The sequence below is a fragment of the Kitasatospora sp. NPDC023176 genome (assembly GCF_055560495.1).
In genome coordinates this window covers 181,445-201,630 of sequence record NZ_JBVHIP010000014.1, presented here as the reverse complement: position 1 = coordinate 201,630, position 20,186 = coordinate 181,445, and the positions used below count along the sequence as shown (strand labels likewise).

General features: G+C 73.8%; 1 protein-coding gene. It reads right to left on the bottom strand.

The window, feature by feature from the left end; translation table 11 throughout:
- Window positions 1-19,485 (bottom strand): SDR family NAD(P)-dependent oxidoreductase (locus ACZ3YL_RS20970; protein WP_465659009.1); only part of this gene is annotated, 19,485 nt, incomplete at its 3' end.
- Window positions 19,486-20,186: the final 701 nt, after the last annotated feature.

Genomic DNA, 20,186 nt, shown 5'->3' with positions numbered 1-20,186 from the left:
CACCCGCGCGAACACCGGGAACACCCCGTACAAACCCCGCCCCATCCCCACCCACTGACCACCCTGACCGGAGAACACGAACGCCGACCCGCCCGAGCCCCGGGCCTCGCCGGTCACCAGCCCGGGATGCGCCTCCCCGCGCACCAGGGCCGCCAGTGCCTCCGGTCCGGTCACCATGGCCCGGTGGGCGAACCGGGTCCGCGAGGCGAGCGCGACGCCGATTCCGTCCGCGTCGGGGGCCTTGGCCGCGTACGCCTGCAGCCTGCGGGCCTGGGCCCGGAGCGCCTGCTCGGACTTGGCCGACAGCAGCCAGGGCACCGGGACGACGGCCGCCGGCGTGGGAGTGGCAGGGGACTCGGGCGACCTCTCCTCGGCCGGATCCACGGCCGGTGCCTCCAGAATCACGTGCGCGTTGGTGCCGCTGATGCCGAACGCCGACACGCCGGCGCGGCGGGGACGCCCCGTCTCCGGCCACGGCCGGGCCTCGGTGAGCAGCGAGACATGGCCCGCCGACCAGTCGACGTGCGAGGTCGGCGCGTCGACATGCAGGGTCGGCGGCAACTGCCCGTGCCGCATCGCCATCACCATCTTGATCACACCCGCGACGCCGGCGGCGGCCTGGGTGTGGCCGATGTTCGACTTCACCGACCCCAGCCACAACGGCTCCACCCGGTCCCCGCCATACGCCGCCAACAGCGCCTGCGCCTCGATCGGGTCACCGAGCGTCGTCCCCGTGCCGTGCGCCTCCACCGCGTCCACCTCGGACGCCTCCAACCCGGCATTCGCCAACGCCTGCCGGATGACGCGTTCCTGCGACGGACCGTTGGGCGCGGTCAGACCGTTGGACGCGCCGTCCTGGTTGACCGCACTTCCCGCGACCACCGCCAGCACCCGGTGGCCGTTACGGCGGGCATCCGACAACCGCTCCAGGAGCACGACACCCGCACCCTCACCCCAAGCCGTACCATCAGCCGCCTCGGCGAACGCCTTCACCCGCCCATCGGCCGCAAGCCCCCGCTGCCGCGAGAACTCGACGAACCCCGCCGGCGTCGCCATCACCGTCACACCACCGGCCAGGGCGAGTGAGCACTCCCCCGAGCGCAGCGCCTGCGCCGCCAGATGGATCGCCACCAGCGACGACGAGCACGCCGTGTCCACCGACACCGCCGGACCCTCCAGCCCCAGCAGATACGACACCCGCCCCGAGGTCACACTCGTCGCCGTGCCCGTCGAGAGGTAGCCCTCCAGGTCGGGCGGCTGTGCCCCGGCGCCGTAGCCCGAGGACCAGATGCCGGTGAAGACGCCCGTCTGACTGCCCCGCAACGACGTCGGATCGATCCCCGCGTCCTCGAAGGTCTCCCACACCGTCTCCAGCAACACCCGCTGCTGCGGATCCATCGCCAACGCCTCACGCGGCGAGATCCCGAAGAACGCCGCGTCGAAGCCACCCGCATCCCCCAGAAAACCACCCGACCGCGTATACGACGTCCCCGGACCGCCGGCCGGATCGTAGAGACGACCCACATCCCACCCACGGTCCGACGGGAACTCCCCCACCGCATCCGCCCCAGCCGCCACCAGATCCCACAACTCCTGCGCCGAGCCCACCCCACCCGGATACCGGGCCCCCAACCCCACCACCACCACCGGATCACCCGACACCGGCACCCCGACCGGCACGGGTGAGGCAGGGGCCTGGCGCCGGGCACCGACCAGGAGGCTCCGCAGGTGGCCGGCCAGCGCGTCGGGAGTCGGGTAGTCGAAGACCAGCGTCGCGGGCAGCCGTACCCCGGCGACCGCGGACAGCCGGTTGCGCAGTTCCACCGCGGTGAGCGAATCGAAGCCCAGGTCCTTGAAGGCCCGCTCGGCGCTGACGGCCGCGGTGTCGGTGTGGCCGAGGACCGCGGCCGTCTGGCCGGTGACCAGTTCCAGGACGCGGCTGTGCTGCTCGGTCTCGGGCAGGGCCGCCAGTTCCCTGCCCAGGCCCGGCCGGTCCGTGCGCCGGGCGGGCCTGGTACGGGTGAGGCGGCTGAGCAGGGGGCGGGTGGACGCCGCCGACAGGTCGAGGTGTGCGGGGACCAGCGCGGGATCGGCGGCGCCCAGGGCCAGGTCGAACAGTGCCAGCGCCTGGTCCGTGGACATCGGCAGCACGCCGGCGCGGGCGAGGCGCGTGCGGTCGGTGTCGGTGAGGTGTCCGGTCAGCCCGCTGGCCTCGGCCCATTGTCCCCAGGCCAGCGACACGCCCGGCAGACCCAGGGCACGCCGGTGCACGGCGAGGGCGTCCAGGAAGGCGTTCGCGGCGGCATAGTTCGCCTGGCCCGGGCCGCCCAGCACACCGGCGGCGGACGAGAAGAGCACGAACGCGCTCAGGCCGAGGTCCTTCGTCAGCTCGTGCAGGTGCCAGGCGGCGTCGGCCTTGGGCCGCAGCACCTGGTCGATCCGGCCGGGCGTGAGGGATTCGACGACGCCGTCGTCGAGCACGCCGGCGGCGTGGACGACCGCGGTCAGCGGGTGCGCGGCCGGGATCGAGTCCAGTACGGCCGCCAGCGCGTCCCGGTCGGCCACGTCACAGGCCACCACCTCGGCGTCGAAGTCCACCTCCGCCGCGGTCCTGCTGAGCAGGAGCAGGTGCCGGATGCCGTGCCGGTCGCGCAGGTGCCGGGCGACGAGGCGGCCCAGTGTTCCGGTGCCTCCGGTGATCAGCACGGTGCCGTTCGGGTCGAGCGGGCCGGGTGCCGGGGCCGCTTCGGCCCGTACCAGGCGAGCGGCGTGGGCGGCGCCGTCGCGGACGACAAGCTGCGGTTCGTCCCCCGCGACGAGGACGCGGTCGTCGGTGTCGACGAGCACGAACCGGTCAGGGTGTTCCGCCTGGGCCGCGCGGACCAGGCCCCAGACGACGCTGGACGGCAGGTCGACGGGGTCCGGCCCGACCGCCCCGCGGGTCACGACGGCCAGCCGGCCGTCCCCGTCGCGCAGGAAGTCCTGGAGCACGCCCAGCGTTTCGGCGGCGACGGTGTGCGCGGCGGCCACGGGGTCTCCCGCCGGGGGCGTCACGTGGTGGACCGCCGGGGGTTCGCCGGTGCTCTCGACGGGCACCCAGTCGAGGCGGAAGAGCTGGTCGGCCCCGGCGCCCGGTATGCCCGGCGGCCGGTGGCGCACGGTCAGCGCGTCGATCACCGCCAGCGGCCCGGATTCGTCGGCGAGCGCGACCCGGAAGGTGTCGGGGCCGGTGGGTGTGAGGCGGACCCGGGCCGTGGAGCCGGCTTTCCGCATCGACACCCCGGCGAAGGAGAACGGCAGGCGGCCGGCCGCCAGCAGGGTCAGCGGCTGGAGTGCGGCGTCGAGCAGCGCAGGGTGGAGACCGAAGCGGTCGCGGGTGTCGGCGGGCAGCGCCACCTCGGCATAGAGCTCGTCGCCCTGCCGCCGGATCTCGCGAACGCCCGCGAACACCGGCCCGTACTCGTAGCCCTGGGCGGCGAGGGTGTCGTAGAAGTCGGTCAGGTCGACCGGCTCACCGGCCGGCTGCCAGGGCTCGCCGGTGTCGTACGGGTGGGGGCGGTCGCCGGTCGCGAGCATGCCGGTGGCGTGCCGCAGCCAGGTGCCGTCCGCCCGGGAGTGCACGGTGACGGGGCGCCGGCCCGTCCCGTCCGGTGCGCCGACGACGACCTGGACCGGCACGGAACCGTCGTCCGGCAGGATCATGGGGGCTTCCAGCACCAGTTCGTCCAGGACGTCGCAGCCGGCCTGCCGTCCGGCGTGCATGGCGAGTTCGACGAACACGGTGCCGGGCAGCAGCACGGAGCCCAGGACGACGTGGTCGGCCAGCCATGGCCGGGTAGCCGTCGAGAGCCGCCCCGTGAGCAGGACGCTCTGGTCCCCGGCCAGTTCGACGACGGCCCCGAGCAGCGGGTGCCCGGCCGATTCCAGTCCCGCCGCCGACACGTCGCCCTTCGCGGCGGCGGGGTTCAACCAGTACGGCCGGTGCTGGAAGGCGTACGTCGGCAGCGGGACATGGCGGGACTCGCCGGGGAAGACCGGCGTCCAGTCGACGGCCACGCCCTGCGTGTGCAGGCGCGCCAGGGCGAGGTGGAATTCCTGCCTGCCGCTGCCGCGGCGCAGCGTGCCGGTCACGACGCCGTCCATCACCGGCACCAGTACGGGGTGCGGGCTGACCTCCACGAACACGCCGTACCGGTCCTGCGTGAGGGCCTCGACGGCGAGGTCGAAGCGTACGGGTTCGCGGAGGTTGCGGTACCAGTAGCCGGCGTCGAGGGCGGAGGTGTCGATCTCCTCGCCGGTCACCGTCGAGTAGAACGGGATCACCGCCGGGTGCGGCGTGATGCCGGCCAGGTCGGTGAGCAGGTGCTCGCGGATCGCCTCGACCTGCACGGAGTGAGCGGCGTAGTCCACCGGCAGACGGCGGGCACGGACGCCATCGCCCTCACAGGCCGCCAGCAGTTCGTCCAACGCGTCCACATCACCCGACACGACGACCGAACCGGGGGCGTTGACCACCGCCACCGTCAGCCGGCCGTCCCAGCGGGCCACGAACTCGTCGGCCAGCTCATGCCCGAGGCCGACCGACACCATCCCGCCCTGCCCCGCCAGGGCGACCAGGGCCTTGCTGCGCAGGGCGACCGCCTTGGCGGCGTCCTCCAACGACAACGCCCCCGCCACATACGCCGCCGCGATCTCCCCCTGCGAATGCCCGACCACCGCATCAGGCTCCACACCATGCGCACGCCACAACTCCGCCAGCGCCACCATCACCGCGAACAGAGCGGGCTGCACCACATCCACCCGCTCCAGCGCACCACCACCGACCAGCACCTCCACCAACGACCAGTCCGTGTACGGCGCCAACGCCGCATCACACGCATCGATCACCCCCCGGAACACCGGCTCCGACCCGTACAACTCCCCACCCATACCCACCCACTGCGCACCCTGCCCCGGAAACACGAACACCGACCGACCCAGCGAACCGGTCACACCCGTGATGACGCGGGGGTCTCCGTCGGCGAGGGCGGCCAGTTCCGCCATGAGGTCGGTCCGGGTGCTGCCCACCAGGGCGGCCCGGTGGGCGAGCATGGTGCGGGTGGTGGCGAGGGCCCGGCCGATCGCGGCCGGCCGGAGTCCGGGGTGGGCGGTGATGTGGTCCGCGAGCCGTAGGGCCTGGGCGCGGAGGGCGTCGTCCGTCTTGCCGGACAGCAGCCACACGGTGGGCTCCACGGAGTCGTCCGCGGCGGGTTGTTCGGGGGTTTCTTCCGGGAACTGTTCGATGACGACGTGGGCGTTGGTGCCGCTGGCCCCGAAGGCCGAGATGCCCGCGCGGCGGGGACGCCCCGTCTCCGGCCACGGCCGGGCCTCGGTCAGCAGCCGGATGTCACCGGTGTCCCAGTCGACATGCGGCGTGGGCTCCTGGACGTGCAGCGTCGGCGGCAGTTCGGCGTGGCGCATCGCCATCACCATCTTGATCACACCCGCCACACCCGCCGCCGCCTGGGTGTGGCCGATGTTCGACTTCACCGACCCCAGCCACAACGGCTCCACCCGGTCCCGGCCGTACGTCGCCAACAGCGCCTGCGCCTCGATGGGGTCACCGAGCGTGGTGCCGGTGCCGTGCGCCTCCACCGCGTCCACCTCGGACGCCTCCAAGCCGGCATTCGCCAACGCCTGACGGATCACCCGCTCCTGCGACGGACCATTCGGCGCGGTCAGACCGTTGGACGCGCCGTCCTGGTTCACCGCCGAACCCCGCACTACCGCCAGCACCCGGTGACCGTTGCGACGGGCATCCGACAACCGCTCCAGCAGCACCAACCCCGCACCCTCACCCCACGCCGTACCGTCAGCCGTCGACGAGAAGGGCTTGCACCGGCCGTCAGGGGCCAGCGCACGCTGGCGGGAGAACTCCGTGAACTGCAGGGGGGTCACGCTCACGGTCACCCCGCCGGCCAGGGCGAGTGTGCACTCCCCCGAGCGCAGTGCCTGCGCGGCGAGGTGGATCGCCATCAGTGACGAGGAGCAGGCGGAGTCGACGGACACGGCCTGGCCCTGGAGGCCCAGCAGGTAGGAGACCCGGCCGGAGGTGATGCTCGGCGAGATGCCGGTGGCGAGGTAGCCCTCGGTGTCGGGCGGTGCCTGGTCGGGGCTGCCGACGTAGCCGGAGGACCAGATACCGGTGAAGACGCCCGTCTGGCTACCCCGCAGCGACGTCGGATCGATCCCCGCGTCCTCGAAGGTCTCCCACGCGGTCTCCAGCAACACCCGCTGCTGCGGATCCATCGCCAACGCCTCACGCGGCGAGATCCCGAAGAAATCCGCATCGAACCCCGCCGCATCCACGAGAAAACCACCCGACCGCGTATACGACGTCCCCGGATGATCCGCATCCGGATGGAACAACCCCTCAACGTCCCACCCCCGATCACCCGGAAACCCCCCGATCGCATCCACCCCACCCGACACCAGACCCCACAACTCCTCCGGAGACCCCACCCCACCCGGCAACCGGCACCCCATGCCCACGATCACCACCGGATCAACCCCCACACCCACCCCACCCACCGGCACCACCGACACCACACCCCGGCCCGCACCGGAGAGTTCGGCGGTGAGGTGGTCGGCGAGATCGGCGGGGGTGGGGTGGTCGAAGACGAGGGTCGCGGGCAGCCGCAGGCCGGTGGCGCCGGCGAGGCGGTTGCGCAGTTCGACGGAGGTCAGGGAATCGAAGCCGAGGTCGCGGAAGGCGAGTCCGGGGGTGATCGCGGCGGCGTCGGAGTGGCCGAGGACGGTGGCGGTGTGGGCGGCGACCAGGGACAGCAGGTCCGACGCGGGGGCCTTTGGCGTCGGCAGGGTCTGCGGCATCGAGAGGTCGGCCGTGGTCAGCGCGGGACGTCCGGCAGCCAGCGCGGTGTCGAACATGGCCAGGGCGCGTTCGATGCTGATGGGGCGGATGCCGTTGCGGGCGAGGCGTTGGCGGTCGGCCGCGGTGAGGTGGGCGGTCATGCCGCTCTCCTGCTCCCAGTAGCCCCAGGCCATCGACACGGCGGGCAGTCCGAGGGTCTGCCGGTGTGCGGCGAACGCGTCGAGGTAGGAGTTCGCGGCCGCGTAGCCGGCCTGGCCGGCGTTGCCGAGTACACCGGCGGCCGCGGAGAACAGCACGAAGGCGGCGAGGTGGTGCTCGCGGATCAGCTCGTGCAGGTGCCAGGCGCCGTCGACCTTGGGACGCAGCACCCGGTCGAGCTGCTCCGCGGTCAGCCGTTCCACAACGGTGTCGTCGAGCACGCCGGCCGCGTGGACGACGGCGGTGAGCGGGTGCGCGGCCGGGATCGAGTCCAGTACGGCCGCCAGCGCGTCCCGGTCCGCGACGTCACAGGCCACGACCCGCACGTCGACGTCCCCTTGCGGCTCCAGGTGCGGCACCGCACCGCCGCCGCGGCTGACGAGCAGCAGGTGCCGTACCCCGTAGCGGGACACCAGGTGCCGGGCGACGGCCTGGCCGAGGGTGCCGGTGCCGCCGGTGATCAGTACGGTGCCGTCGGGGTCGATCGGCTGCGGGACGGTGAGGACGATCTTGCCGGTGTGGCGGGCCTGGCTCATCAGCCGGAAGGAGGCGACGGCCTGGCGGAGGTCCGCGGCGGTGACCGGCAGCGGCTCCAGCGTCCCGTCGGCGACCAGCGCCACGACCCTGGAGAGGATGGCGCCCTGCCGCGCGGGGTCGACGTCGTTGAGGTCGAAGGCCCGGTAGATCAGGCCCTCGGGTGAGCGGACGTCCGTCTTGCCCAGCTCGACGAACCGTCCGCCGTCGGCGAGCAGCCGCAGGGAGGCGTCGGTGAGCTCTCCCGCGAGCGAGTTGAGGACGACGTCCATGGCCGGGAACCGGTCGGCGAACCGAGTGTCGCGGGACGAACCGATGTGGTCGTCCGCCAGTCCGAGGCGCCGCAGGGTGTCCCACTTGGCGGGGCTCGCGGTGGCGAAGACCTCCGCGCCGCTGTTCAGGGCCAACTGGACGGCGGCCATGCCCACACCGCCCGCGCCGGAGTGGACCAGGACCCGGTCGCCGGGGCGCAGTTCGCCGAGGTCGAACAGCCCGTACCAGGCGGTGGTGAACGCGATGGGCACCGACGCCGCCTCGGTGAAGCTCCAGCCGTCGGGGATCGCCGTCAGGAGCCGGTGGTCGGCGACCGCGCGCGGCCCGAAGGCGCCGGGCATCATTCCCAGGACGCGGTCGCCGGGCCGCCAGGCCGTGACGCCGGGGCCGACCTCGAGGACGGTGCCGGCCCCTTCGCCGCCCAGCGGGGGCCGGTCCGGGTACATGCCGAGGGTGATGAGCACGTCGCGGAAGTTCAGGCCGGCCGCGCGTACGGCGACCCGTACCTGTCCGGGTTCCAGCGCGGCCTCCTGCCAGGGCAGCAGGGCCAGGTCGTCCAGTTGCCCGGTGCCGGACTCGCTCAGCCGGTACGCGCCGTCGGGGGCGGTCAGTTCCGGCGCGTACCTGGCCTGCCGCGGTACGAGGACGCCCTCCCGGCGCAGGGCCAGTTCGGGTTCGTCGCCGGCTGTCATGGCGGCCCGGACCGCGTCCTCCTCGGACGCGTCGCCCATGTCGACCAGGACGAACCGGCCGGGGTGCTCGGCAGCGGCGCTGCGGACCAGGCCGCGTACGGCCGCGCCGGCCACGCCGCGGGTCAGGACGGCCAGGCGTGCGGCCGCCCGCTCCGGCTGCTCGGCCAGGAAGTCCTGGACGAGCGCGCGGGCCCGCTGGACGAGGGCGTGCACGGAGTCCGCGTCGGCTTCCGCAGTGAGTACCGGGCTCGGCACCACCTCGGTCCGTGTGCTCGCGGTGAGGGGCACCCACTGGGTGTGCAGCACCGCGGCCCGCGCCTCGGCGGCCGGACGGACGGTCACCGCGGTGATGTCCGCGACCGGGTTACCGGACAGGTCGGTCAGTGTCGCGCGGTAGGTGCCGGCGCCCGTGCGGGCCAGGTGGACCCGGGCGGACGACACACCGGTGGTGTGCACGGCGACGCCGGAGAACGAGAACGGCAGCCGGACCCGGGTGTCGGGGCTGAGCAGGATCAGCGGCTGGAGTGCGGCGTCCAGGAGCGCGGGGTGGATGCCGAAGCGGGCGCCGTCGGGGACGGACACCTCGGCGTACAGTTCGTCCTCGCCCTGCCACAGCTCCCGCACGCCGCGGAACGCGGGTCCGTACTGGTATCCGAGTCCGGCGAGGAAGCCGTAGAACCCTTCGGGGTCCACGGGTTCGGCGTTCCTCGCGGGCCAGTCGAGGCGTCCGGCCGTCACCCGGCCGCCGAGAGTTCCGGACGCGTGGCGGACCCAGCCGTCGCCGCCCTTGGAGTGCACGGTGACCGGGCTGCGGCCGGCGTCGTCCGGGGCGCCGACCGAGACCTGGATCTCCGTCGGTGTGTCCGAGAGCGCGAGGGGCAGGTGCAGGACGAGGTCGTCAAGGGTCCCGCCGCCCAGGGTGGCGAGTTCGAGGAAGGCGGTGCCCGGCAGCAGGACCGTTCCGTCGACGGCGTGGTCGGCCAGCCAGGGGTGGGTGCGGGTGGAGACGCGGCCGCTGTGCACGGTGCTCCCGTCGGGCAGTTCGACCGTGGTGCCCGCCAGCGGGTGCCCGGTGCCGTGGTCGCCGGCCGCGGGGGTGAGCCAGTAGGTGCTGCGCTGGAAGGCGTAGCGCGGCAGCCTGACGCCGTGCGGGCGGTCGTGCGGCCAGGTCACGGCGACGCCCTGGACGTGGAGGCGGGCCAGGGCGGTGTGGAATTCCCCGATGGCGCCGTGGTCGCGGCGCAGGGTGCCGGTCGCCACGCCGTCCAGGTCCTGCACCAGCACCGGGTGCGGGCTGACTTCCACGAACACCTCGTGGCCGTCGGCGGTGAGCCGGACGGTGGCCAGGTCGAACCGTACGGGTTCGCGGAGGTTGCGGTACCAGTAGCCGGCGTCGAGGGCGGAGGTGTCGACCGGTTCCGCGGTGACCGTGGAGTAGAAGGGAATCGCTGCGGACCGGGGCCGGATGTCCGCGAGGTCGGTCAGAAGCTGCTCGCGGATCGCCTCGACCTGCGCCGAGTGCGCCGCGTAGTCGACGGGGATGGCGCGGGCGCGGATGCCGTCCCTGGCGCAGGCTGCCAGCAGTTCGTCCAGGGCCCCGGGTTCGCCGGACACGACGACGGTCGAGGCGGAGTTGACCACCGCGACGGTGATCCGGTCGCCCCAGGGGCTCAGGTAGCCGGCGGCGTCGTCCGCGGACAGCGCGACCGAGACCATGCCGCCGTGTCCGGCCAGGGCGACCAGGGCCTTGCTGCGCAGGGCGACCGCCTTGGCGGCGTCCTCCAACGACAACGCCCCCGCCACATACGCCGCCGCGATCTCCCCCTGCGAATGCCCGACCACCGCATCAGGCTCCACACCATGCGCACGCCACAACTCCGCCAGCGCCACCATCACCGCGAACAGAGCGGGCTGCACCACATCCACCCGCTCCAGCGCACCACCACCGACCAGCACCTCCACCAACGACCAATCCGTGTACGGCGCCAACGCCGCATCACACGCATCGATCACCCCCCGGAACACCGGCTCCGACCCGTACAACTCCCCACCCATACCCACCCACTGCGCACCCTGCCCCGGAAACACGAACACCGACCGACCCAGCGAGCGGGCGTTCCCGGTGACCAGACCAGGCGCCGTGCCGCCCTCGGCCAGTGCCTCCAGGGCGGCGGCGGAGCCCACCACCACAGCCCGGTGCTCGAACACGGTGCGGGCAGCCAGAGCGCCCCCGACCGCCGCCGGACTCACCTCGGGATGTACGGCGGTGAAGGCGACCAGCCGGCGCGCCTGCTCCCGCAACGCCGCCTCGGACCTGGCCGACAGCGGCCAGAGGACCTGGTCGTCCGCGCGGCCCCGGAGAGAGGGCGCGGCGGAGTCGGCCTCGGCGGGCTGTTCGAGGATGCTCTGCTCGATGATGACGTGGGCATTGGTGCCGCTGATGCCGAACGCGGAGACGGCGGCACGGCGGGGGCGCCCGGTCCCGGGCCAGGCGACCGGTTCGGTGAGCAGGCGGACCGCGCCGGAGGCCCAGTCGACGTGCGGGGTGGGCGCGTCGACGTGCAGCGTCGGCGGCAACTGCCCGTGCCGCATCGCCATCACCATCTTGATCACACCCGCCACACCGGCCGCCGCCTGGGTGTGGCCGATGTTCGACTTCACCGACCCCAGCCACAACGGCTCCACCCGGTCCTGACCGTAGGTCGCCAGGAGTGCCTGAGCCTCGATGGGGTCACCGAGCGTGGTCCCGGTGCCGTGCGCCTCCACCGCGTCCACCTCGGACGCCTCCAACCCGGCATTCGCCAACGCCTGCCGGATCACCCGCTCCTGCGACGGACCGTTCGGCGCGGTCAGGCCGTTGGACGCCCCGTCCTGGTTGGTGGCAGTGCCTCGGACGACCGCCAGCACCTCGTGGCCGTTGCGGCGGGCGTCGGACAGGCGTTCCAGCAGCAGCAGACCGGCGCCCTCGGCCCAGCCCGCCCCGTCGGCCGCGGCGGCGAAGGACTTGCTGCGGCCGTCGGGCGCGCTCGCCCCCTGCCGGGACATCTCGGTGAACAGCATGGGTGCCGCGTTGACGGTGACGCCGCCGACCAGGGCGAAGGAGCACTCTCCCGAGCGCAGCGCCTGAGCGGCCAGGTGCAGGGCCACCAGGGACGACGAGCAGCCGGTGTCCAGGGACAGTGCCGGGCCGAGCAGCCCCAGCTGGTACGCCAGCCGGCCGGACCCCACGCTCGACGCGGTACCGGTGACCTGGTAGCCCTCCAGGTCGTCGGGGACCGGCCCGGCGGCGTAGCCGGTGGACCAGATGCCGGTGAACACGCCGGTGGGTGTGCCCGCCAGCGTGGTCGGGTCGATACCGGCGTACTCGATGGTCTCCCACGCGGTCTCCAGCAGGATGCGCTGCTGCGGGTCCATGGCGAGCGCCTCGCGGGGCGATATCCCGAAGAACGCCGCGTCGAAGTCGCCGGCGGCGTCGAGGAAGCCGCCCTGGGACGTGCTCGACGTGCCGGGGCGGCTTCCCGTCGGGTCGTACAGGCGGTCGGTGTCCCATCCCCGGTCGGCCGGGAAGTCGCCGACCGCGTCCACGCCGTCCGCGACCAGCCGCCACAGGTCCTCGGGGGTACCGACACCTCCGGGGTAGCGGCAGCCCATGCCGATGATCGCGATCGGCTCGTCCGTCGCGGCCGGGGCCGGGGCCTGCGGCGCGTCCTGTTCGCCGGACTCGCCGGACAGGTGGGCGGCCAGCCGTGCCGGGGTGGGGTGGTCGAAGACGAGGGTGGCGGGCAGTCTCACCCCGAGCGCGGCGCCCAGGCGGTTGCGCAGTTCCACCGCGGTCAGTGAGTCGAAGCCCAGGTCCTTGAACGCCTGCCGGGGGTCGAGCCGCTCGGGGGTGGCGTGTCCCAGCACCCCGGCGACGTGGGTGGTGATCAGCTCCAGCAGGTCGGTGCCCTCGGCGGGGAGCACGGGTCGGAGGGCCTGCGGCCGGCTGTGGGCCTCGGGCAGGTCCCGCAGCAGCCGGCTCGGCCGCGCGTGGGTGTAGGCGCGGGCGAACTGTGCCCAGTCGGCCTCGGTGACGACCGCGAGGGCCTCGTCGTGGTCGAGGACGTCCTGGAGCGCGTCGAGTGCCCGGCCCGGGTCCAGTTCGCCGAGGCCGAGCAGGGTGCGCTGGCGCTGCACGGGCTCCAGGGCCGCCATGCCGCCTTCGGCCCAGATGCCCCACGCGACGGAGGTCGTGGCGCGGCCCTGGGCGCGGTGCTGTGCGGCCAGGGCGTCGAGGTAGGCGTTGCCGGCGGCGTAGGCCGCGCCGTGGCCGTCGCCCCACACGCCCGCGGTGGAGGAGAACAGGACGAAGGCGTCGAGGTCCGGCAGGAGTTCCGCCAGGTTCGCCGCCCCGGCGACCTTGGCCATGATGACCTCGGCGAACTCCGCCGGTGTCGTGTCGGCCAGCCTGGTCGCCCTGATCACGCCGGCGGTGTGGAAGACCGCGCGGATGTCGCGGACGCGCTCGACGAGGTCCCGCAGGGCGTCCCGGTCGGCCACGTCGCACGCCGCCACAGTCACCCGCGCCCCGGCTGCCTCCAGTTCGTCGCGCAGGCCGGCCGCGCCGGGTGCGTCGGGGCCGCGGCGGGCGGCCAGCACGATGTGCTCCGCGCCCTGCCGCGCGAGGCGGCGGGCCACATGTCCGCCGAGCGCGCCGGTGCCGCCGGTGACCAGCACCGTGCCCCGCGGCCGCCAGGGCCGCGCGGCCGGGCCCGATGAGGCCTTGCGGCGCAGCCGCTTGGCGAAGCGCCGGGGGCCGCGGATCGCCACCTGGTCCTCGCCCGTGCCGGCGAGCACGACGAGCAGCGCGTTCACGCTCTCCTCGTCGGGCACGGCGGGAAGGTCGACCAGGCCGCCCCAACCGTGCGGGAACTCCAGCGCCGCGGACGCGCCGGTGCCCCACGCCAGGGCCTGGGCCGGGCTGGTGACCGGGTCGGTGCCCGAGGTGCTCACGGCGCCGCTGGTCGCGCACCACAGTGGGACGGCCGCCCGCACCGGGTCCAGGCTGCGCACCTGGTCCAGGGTGCGGACCAGATCCAGGGTGCGGACCAGGCCCGCCGGGAGCACCGGGTGGTCGGGGTGCGGCTCCTCGTCCAGCGCCAGCAGCGACAGCACACCGTCCGGCCCGGGCCGGGCGTCCCAGGTGTCGGCCATGTCCCAGGTGCCGGCCACCGCGAAGCCCCGTTCGCGCAGGGCCTCGGCCCACGGGTGCCCGGTCGTGGCCAGGACGAGCCAGCGAGCCGGGTCCACCGGGGCAGCGGTACCGCTCGTCGGCGCCCATGCCACCTCGTACCGCCAGTCGTCACGGGGCACCGGCGGGGTCGCGGTCACCCAGTAGGGCTCGCGCTGGAAAGCGTACGTGGGCAGGTCCGCCCTGGGTGCGGTGCGGGGCAGGACCGGAATCCAGTCGACGTCGGCTCCGGCGGCGTAGAGGCGTCCCGCCGCGGCGAGGAACTCGGTGAGGCCGCCGTGATCGCGGCGCAGTGTTCCGGTGGCGGCGACGTCCAACGCGGGCACCAGCACCGGGTGCGGGCTGACCTCCAGGAACAGGTCGTGGCCGTCGGCGGTGAGCCGGGCGGTGGCCAGGTCGAACCGTACGGGTTCGCGGAGGTTGCGGTACCAGTAGCCGGCGTCGAGGGCGGAGGTGTCGAGCGGCTCGCCGGTGACCGTGGAGTAGAACGGGATCGCCGCCGAGCGGGGTGTGATGTCGGCCAGTTCGGTGAGCAGTTGCTCGCGGATCGCCTCGACCTGCGCGGAGTGGGCGGCGTAGTCGACGGGCAGGCGGCGGGCGCGGATGCCGTCGGCCTCACAGGCCGTCAGCAGTTCGTCCAGCACGTCGAGGCCGCCGGACACCACGACCGCCGCGGGTCCGTTCACCACGGCGGTGGTCAGCCGCTCGCCCCAGCGGGCCAGGTAGCCGGCAGCCTGTTCGACGGACAGTGCGAGGGACACCATGCCGCCCCGATCGGCGATGACGGCCAGTGCCCTGGACCGTAACGCCACGACCTTGGCGGCGTCCCGCAGCGACAGCGCGCCGGCGACGTACGCGGCGGCGATCTCCGCCTGGGAGTGGCCGACCACGGCGTCCGGCTGCACGCCGTAGGACCGCCACAGGTCGGCCAGCGCCACCATGACGGCGAACAGGGCCGGCTGCACCACGTCGACGCGGTCCAGCGAGCCGTGGCGCAGTTCGTCGACCAGCGACCAGTCGGTGTACGGGGCCAGGGCGGCGGCGCAGGCGTCGATGCCGGCGCGGAAGACCTCGGACTGCTCGTACAGGTCGTGGCCCATGCCCGCCCACTGCGCCCCCTGTCCGGGGAAGACGAACACGGTCCCGCCGGTACGGGCCGGCAGCCCCGGCGGGAGCGCGGCCAGGCCGGACAGCAGGTCGTCCCGGTCGGCGCCGACCACCGCGGCCCGGTGCTCGAACCGGGTGCGGGCGGCCAGTGCGCGGCTGATCGCGGCGGCCGGAACGTCGGGGTGGGCGGTCGCGAACGCGTGCAGCCGCTCGGCCTGGGCGCGCAGCGCGGCTTCGGTCTTCGCGGACAGCAGCCAGGCGGTGGGGGCGGCCTGGTCGGCGGGGTGGGGAAGGTGGCCCGGGTCCGGTTCGGAGGACTGCTCGATGCTGCTCTGCTCGATAATGAGGTGGGTGTTGGTGCCACTGATGCCGAAGGCCGAGATGCCGGCGCGGCGCAGGTGACCGCTGTCGGGCCAGGGCCGGGCCTCGGTCAGCAGCCGGACGCCGCCGGAGGCCCAGTCGACGTGCGGGGAGGGGGCGTCTATGTGCAGGGTTCGCGGGAGTTCGCCGTGCCGCATCGCCATGACCATCTTGATCAGGCCCGCGACGCCGGCGGCGGCCTGGGTGTGGCCGATGTTGGACTTCACCGACCCCAGCCACAACGGCTCGTCCCGGTCCTGGCCGTAGGCGGCCAGCAGGGCGTGGGCCTCGATGGGGTCGCCGAGGGTGGTGCCGGTGCCGTGGGCCTCCACCGCGTCCACCTCGGACGCCTCCAAGCCGGCATTCGCCAACGCCTGCCGGATCACCCGCTCCTGCGACGGACCGTTGGGCGCGGTCAGGCCGTTGGACGCCCCGTCCTGGTTGACCGCACTTCCCGCGACCACCGCCAGCACCCGGTGACCGTTGCGACGGGCATCCGACAACCGCTCCAGCAGCACCAAGCCGGCGCCCTCGGCCCAGCTGGTGCCGTCGGCCGCGGCGGCGAAGGGCTTGCTGCGGCCGTCCGCCGCGAGGCCGTGCTGACGGGAGAACTCGGTGAAGCCCAGCGGTGTCGCCATGATCGTGACACCGCCGGCGAGCGCCAGCGAGCACTCGCCCGCGCGTAGGGCCTGGGCGGCCAGGTGGACGGCGACCAGGGACGACGAGCAGGCGGTGTCCACGGACAGCGCCGGACCGCGCAGCCCGAGGTGGTAGGCGACCCGGCCGGACGTGACGCTGGTCGCGACGCCGGTGAACAGGTATCCCTCCAGGTCCTCCGGCAGACCCGGTCCGGTCGCGTAGCCGGACGACCAGACGCCGGTGAACACGCCGGTGTGGCTGCCGCGCAGCGAGGCCGGGTCGATCCCGGCGTGCTCGAAGGTCTCCCAGGCCGTCTCCAGCACGAGCCGCTGCTGCGGGTCCATGGCGAGCGCCTCGCGGGGCGAGATGCCGAAGAACGGAGCGTCGAAGCCGGCCGCCGCCTCCAGGAACCCGCCCCGGGTGGTGTACGTGGTGCCCGCGCCGCGCAGTTCCGGGTCGTACAGGCCGCCCAGGTCCCAGCCGCGGTCGTCCGGGAAGTCGCCGATCGCGTCCACGCCCTCCGTGACGAGCCGCCACAGGTCGTCCGGCGAGGCCACCCCGCCGGGGAAGCGGCAGCCCATCCCCACGATGACGACCGGGTCGTCGTGGGCGGCCGCGGCGGCGGGGGCCGGTCGGTCGCCGGGGCCGGTGCGCAGCCAGTCGATCAGCTCCGCGGGCGTCGGGTGGTCGAAGACCAGACTGGAGGGGAGTTGCCGATCCAGGGCGCCGGCCAGGCGGTTGCGCAGTTCGAGCCCGGTGACCGAGTCAAAGCCGAGGTCCTTGAAGGTGAGCTCGGGATCGATGTCCGCGGGGTTCTCGTGGCCCAGCACGAGCGCGATCTGCGCGGTGACCACGGCGGCCGCGTCGACCGCGGCGCCCGACTCGGGGTCGCCCGTGTCCATGCCGTCGGCCCCGGTGTCGCAGGCCTCCGGGCCACCGTCCGGCCGGCCGGCTGCGGCGGTCTCCGCCGCGGGAGTCCCCGGGCCGGCCGGGGTCCGTGGGCTCTGCCCGGCTGTCGCTTCGGGCAGCCAGTACGAACGACGTTGGAAGGCGTACGTGGGCAGGTCGACCGGTGCGGCCTCGGCGACGGCCGGGGACCAGTCGACCGGCACGCCGGCCACGAACAGCCGGGACAGCGCGGTCAGGAAGACGTCCGGTCCGCCCCGGTCACGGCCCAGCGTGCCGGTGGCGAGGCCGGGCACGCCGGTCCGCTCGCGGGCCTGTTCCAGGGTCTGTTCGAGGGCGGGCAGCAGCACCGGGTGCGGGCTGACCTCGACCACGACGTCGTGCCCGTCCGCCAGCAGTGCGGCGGTGGCCAGGTCGAAGCGGACCGGCTCGCGCAGGTTGCGGTACCAGTAGCCGGCGTCGAGCTCCGTGGTGTCGTCGAGGAGGCCGCCGGTGACCGCGGAGTAGTACGGGATGGTGCCCTGCCGCGGCCGCACACCGTCCAGTTCGGTGCGCAGCCGCTCGCGGATCGCCTCGACCTGCGCGGAATGGGATGCGTAGTCCACCGGGACGACGCGTGCGCGGACACCGTCCGCCGCGCAGGACTCGACCAGTTCGGACAGGGCCTGCGTGTCGCCGGACACCACGACCGAGCCGGTTGCGTTGACCACGGCGACCGTCAGCGCGCCGCCCCAGCGCGACACGTAGTCCTCGGCCCGCTCGGCGGACAGGGCCACGGACACCATGCCGCCCCGGCCGGTCAGCGCCACCAGCGCGCGGCTGCGCAGCGCCACGATCCGGGCCGCGTCGGACAGCGACAGCGCGCCCGCGACGTATGCCGCGGCGATCTCGCCCTGCGAGTGCCCGACCACCGCGTCGGGCTCGACACCGAAGGAGCGCCACAGTGCCGCCAGGGACACCATCACCGCGAACAGGGCGGGCTGCACGATGTCCACGCGGTCGAGCGGGGCGCCGTCCAGGACATCGGCCAGGGACCAGTCGGTGTAAGGGGCCAGGGCCTGGGCGCACTCGTCCGCGGCGGCCCGGAAGACGGGGTACGCGGCGTACAGCTCCCGGCCCATGCCGACCCACTGCGCGCCCTGGCCGGGGAACACGAAGACGGTACGGCCCGGGGTGCCGGCCCGGCCGACGGCGACCTGGGCGGAGTCGAGCAGGACCGCGCGGTGCGCGAAACGGGTTCTGGTGGTGGCCAGCGCGTGCGCGACCTTGGCGGCGGTCAGGTCCGGGTGGCTGCGCACGTGCTCGCGCAGGCGCTCGATCTGCGCTCGTAGCGCCTGCTTGGTCCGCGCCGTGACGATCCACGGCGCCGGCCGGGCCTCGGGGGCGGGCCGGCGGGTCGGCGGCGCGGCCGCATCGGGCGCCTGCTCGACGATCACGTGCGCGTTGGTGCCGCCCATGCCGAACGACGACACGCCCGCGAGCAGGGGCGCGTCCGGCCGCGGCCAGGGGGTCAGCGCGGTCTGGACCCGCAGCGCCAGTGCGTCGATAGGGATGCCGGGGTTGGGGGTTTCGTGGTTCAGGCTCGGCGGCAGTGCACGGTGGTACACGCTGAGGACGGCCTTGAGCAGACCGACGATGCCTGCGGCGCCTTCCAGGTGGCCGACGTTCGTCTTGGCGGATCCGACCCGCAGGGCGCTGTCGGCGTCGCCGGACTCGGCCGGGTCGCGGTAGGCCGCCGCGAGGGCGGCGGCCTCGATGGGGTCGCCGACGGCGGTGCCGGTGCCGTGCAGCTCCACGTACTGCACGTCCGCGGGACGCACGCCGGCGCGGGCCAGTGCCTCGCGGATGACCTGTTCCTGGGCCTGCGCGCTGGGCACGGTCAGGCTCTGTGTGGCGCCGTCGTTGTTGACCGCGCTGCCCCGGATGACACCGTAGACGCGGTCCCCGTCGGCCAGGGCCCGGTCCAGCGGTTTCAGGACGAGGAAGGCGCCGCCCTCGCCGCGGACGAAGCCGTTGGCCCGGGCGTCGAAGGTGAAGCAGCGGTCGTCCGGGGACAGGCCGCCGAACTCCGCCGCCCCCTCCTCGCGGGCAGCGGTCAGGTTGAGGTTCACCCCGCCGGCCAGGGCGAGCGCCGACTCGCCGCGGCGCAGGCTCTCGACCGCCAGATGCACCGCGACCAGCGCCGACGACTGGGCCGTGTCGACCGTCATGCTCGGTCCGCGCACACCGAGGAAGTGCGAGACGCGGTTGGCGATGACGCCCCGGTTGGTGCCGGTCAGCGTGTGCGGCGTGATGTGACCGGGGTAGGTCAGGGACGTGTAGTCCTCCCACATCGAGCCGACGAACACCCCCGCCGGGCCGCCCGTCAGCGTGCTCGGCACGATCCGGGCGTCCTCCAGGGCCTCCCAGGCGAGTTCGAGCATGAGCCGCTGCTGCGGATCCATGCCGGCGGCCTCGCGGGGGGACACACCGAAGAACGCCGCGTCGAAGCCGTCCACCCGGTCCAGGTAGCCGCCGTGCCGTACGCCCTGCCGACCCACGGGCGGCGCGGTGATCGCGTCGGCCCCGTCGCACAGCAGGCGCCAGAACGCCGCCGGATCCGGGGCTTTCGGCAACCTGCCCGCCATTCCGATGACAGCGACACGATCAGCGTCCGAATCCAGGGGGAAGCGCATCACATCGACACCTCGTGAGCCGGGGGGATGAAGGAAGGTGGGGTGTTTCCGTAGCAGTCCCGATGGTGCGGCTCCGGCCGCGCAAGCGGCCGGAGCATCGAGCGCGCGGGCAGCCCGGCGACCCGGTGCTATCCGAACCCGGACTCGCCCGCGCTTCGGGCGTCTGGATCAGTGGAGCGGCCCTCGAAAGCGACAGCGTTGGCGACCCGTCGAGGAAGACGCACTGGTGAGCTGGACGCACTGGTGAGCTGAGCGTGGGGGTCGAGGCGATGATCGTTCCGCCGCGCAGATGAGCATGGCAGCAACATCACGCCCTCGCCACAGGCCGGGCGAAGGCTGTCTCAAAGGAGGCACACCACAACGTCATATGCCTGCACGAAAGAGGCACCGTGGCGAGATCCGTCCCGTGTGCCCCATGAAACGCGTCGTTTCTCACGGACGGCCCGTCGCGGTGTCCGCCGGCGGACCTGCCGGCGAATCTGCCGGCGAATCTGCCGGTGCGGTCACGGACGTGCGTCCACGCCCCGCACCGTCACGACCGGGCCGGGTTCATGGGCACCGTCGACACCTCCGGTGACCACGCCCTAGAATCCCGTTCGCACTCCCGCAGAAGCGTCCTCGACCGTCATCCGGCCACCCGGGAGAACCTCCGCACGGCGATCACCACCCGGATCGAGCGAACCGCCCACCGGCGCCGTCGA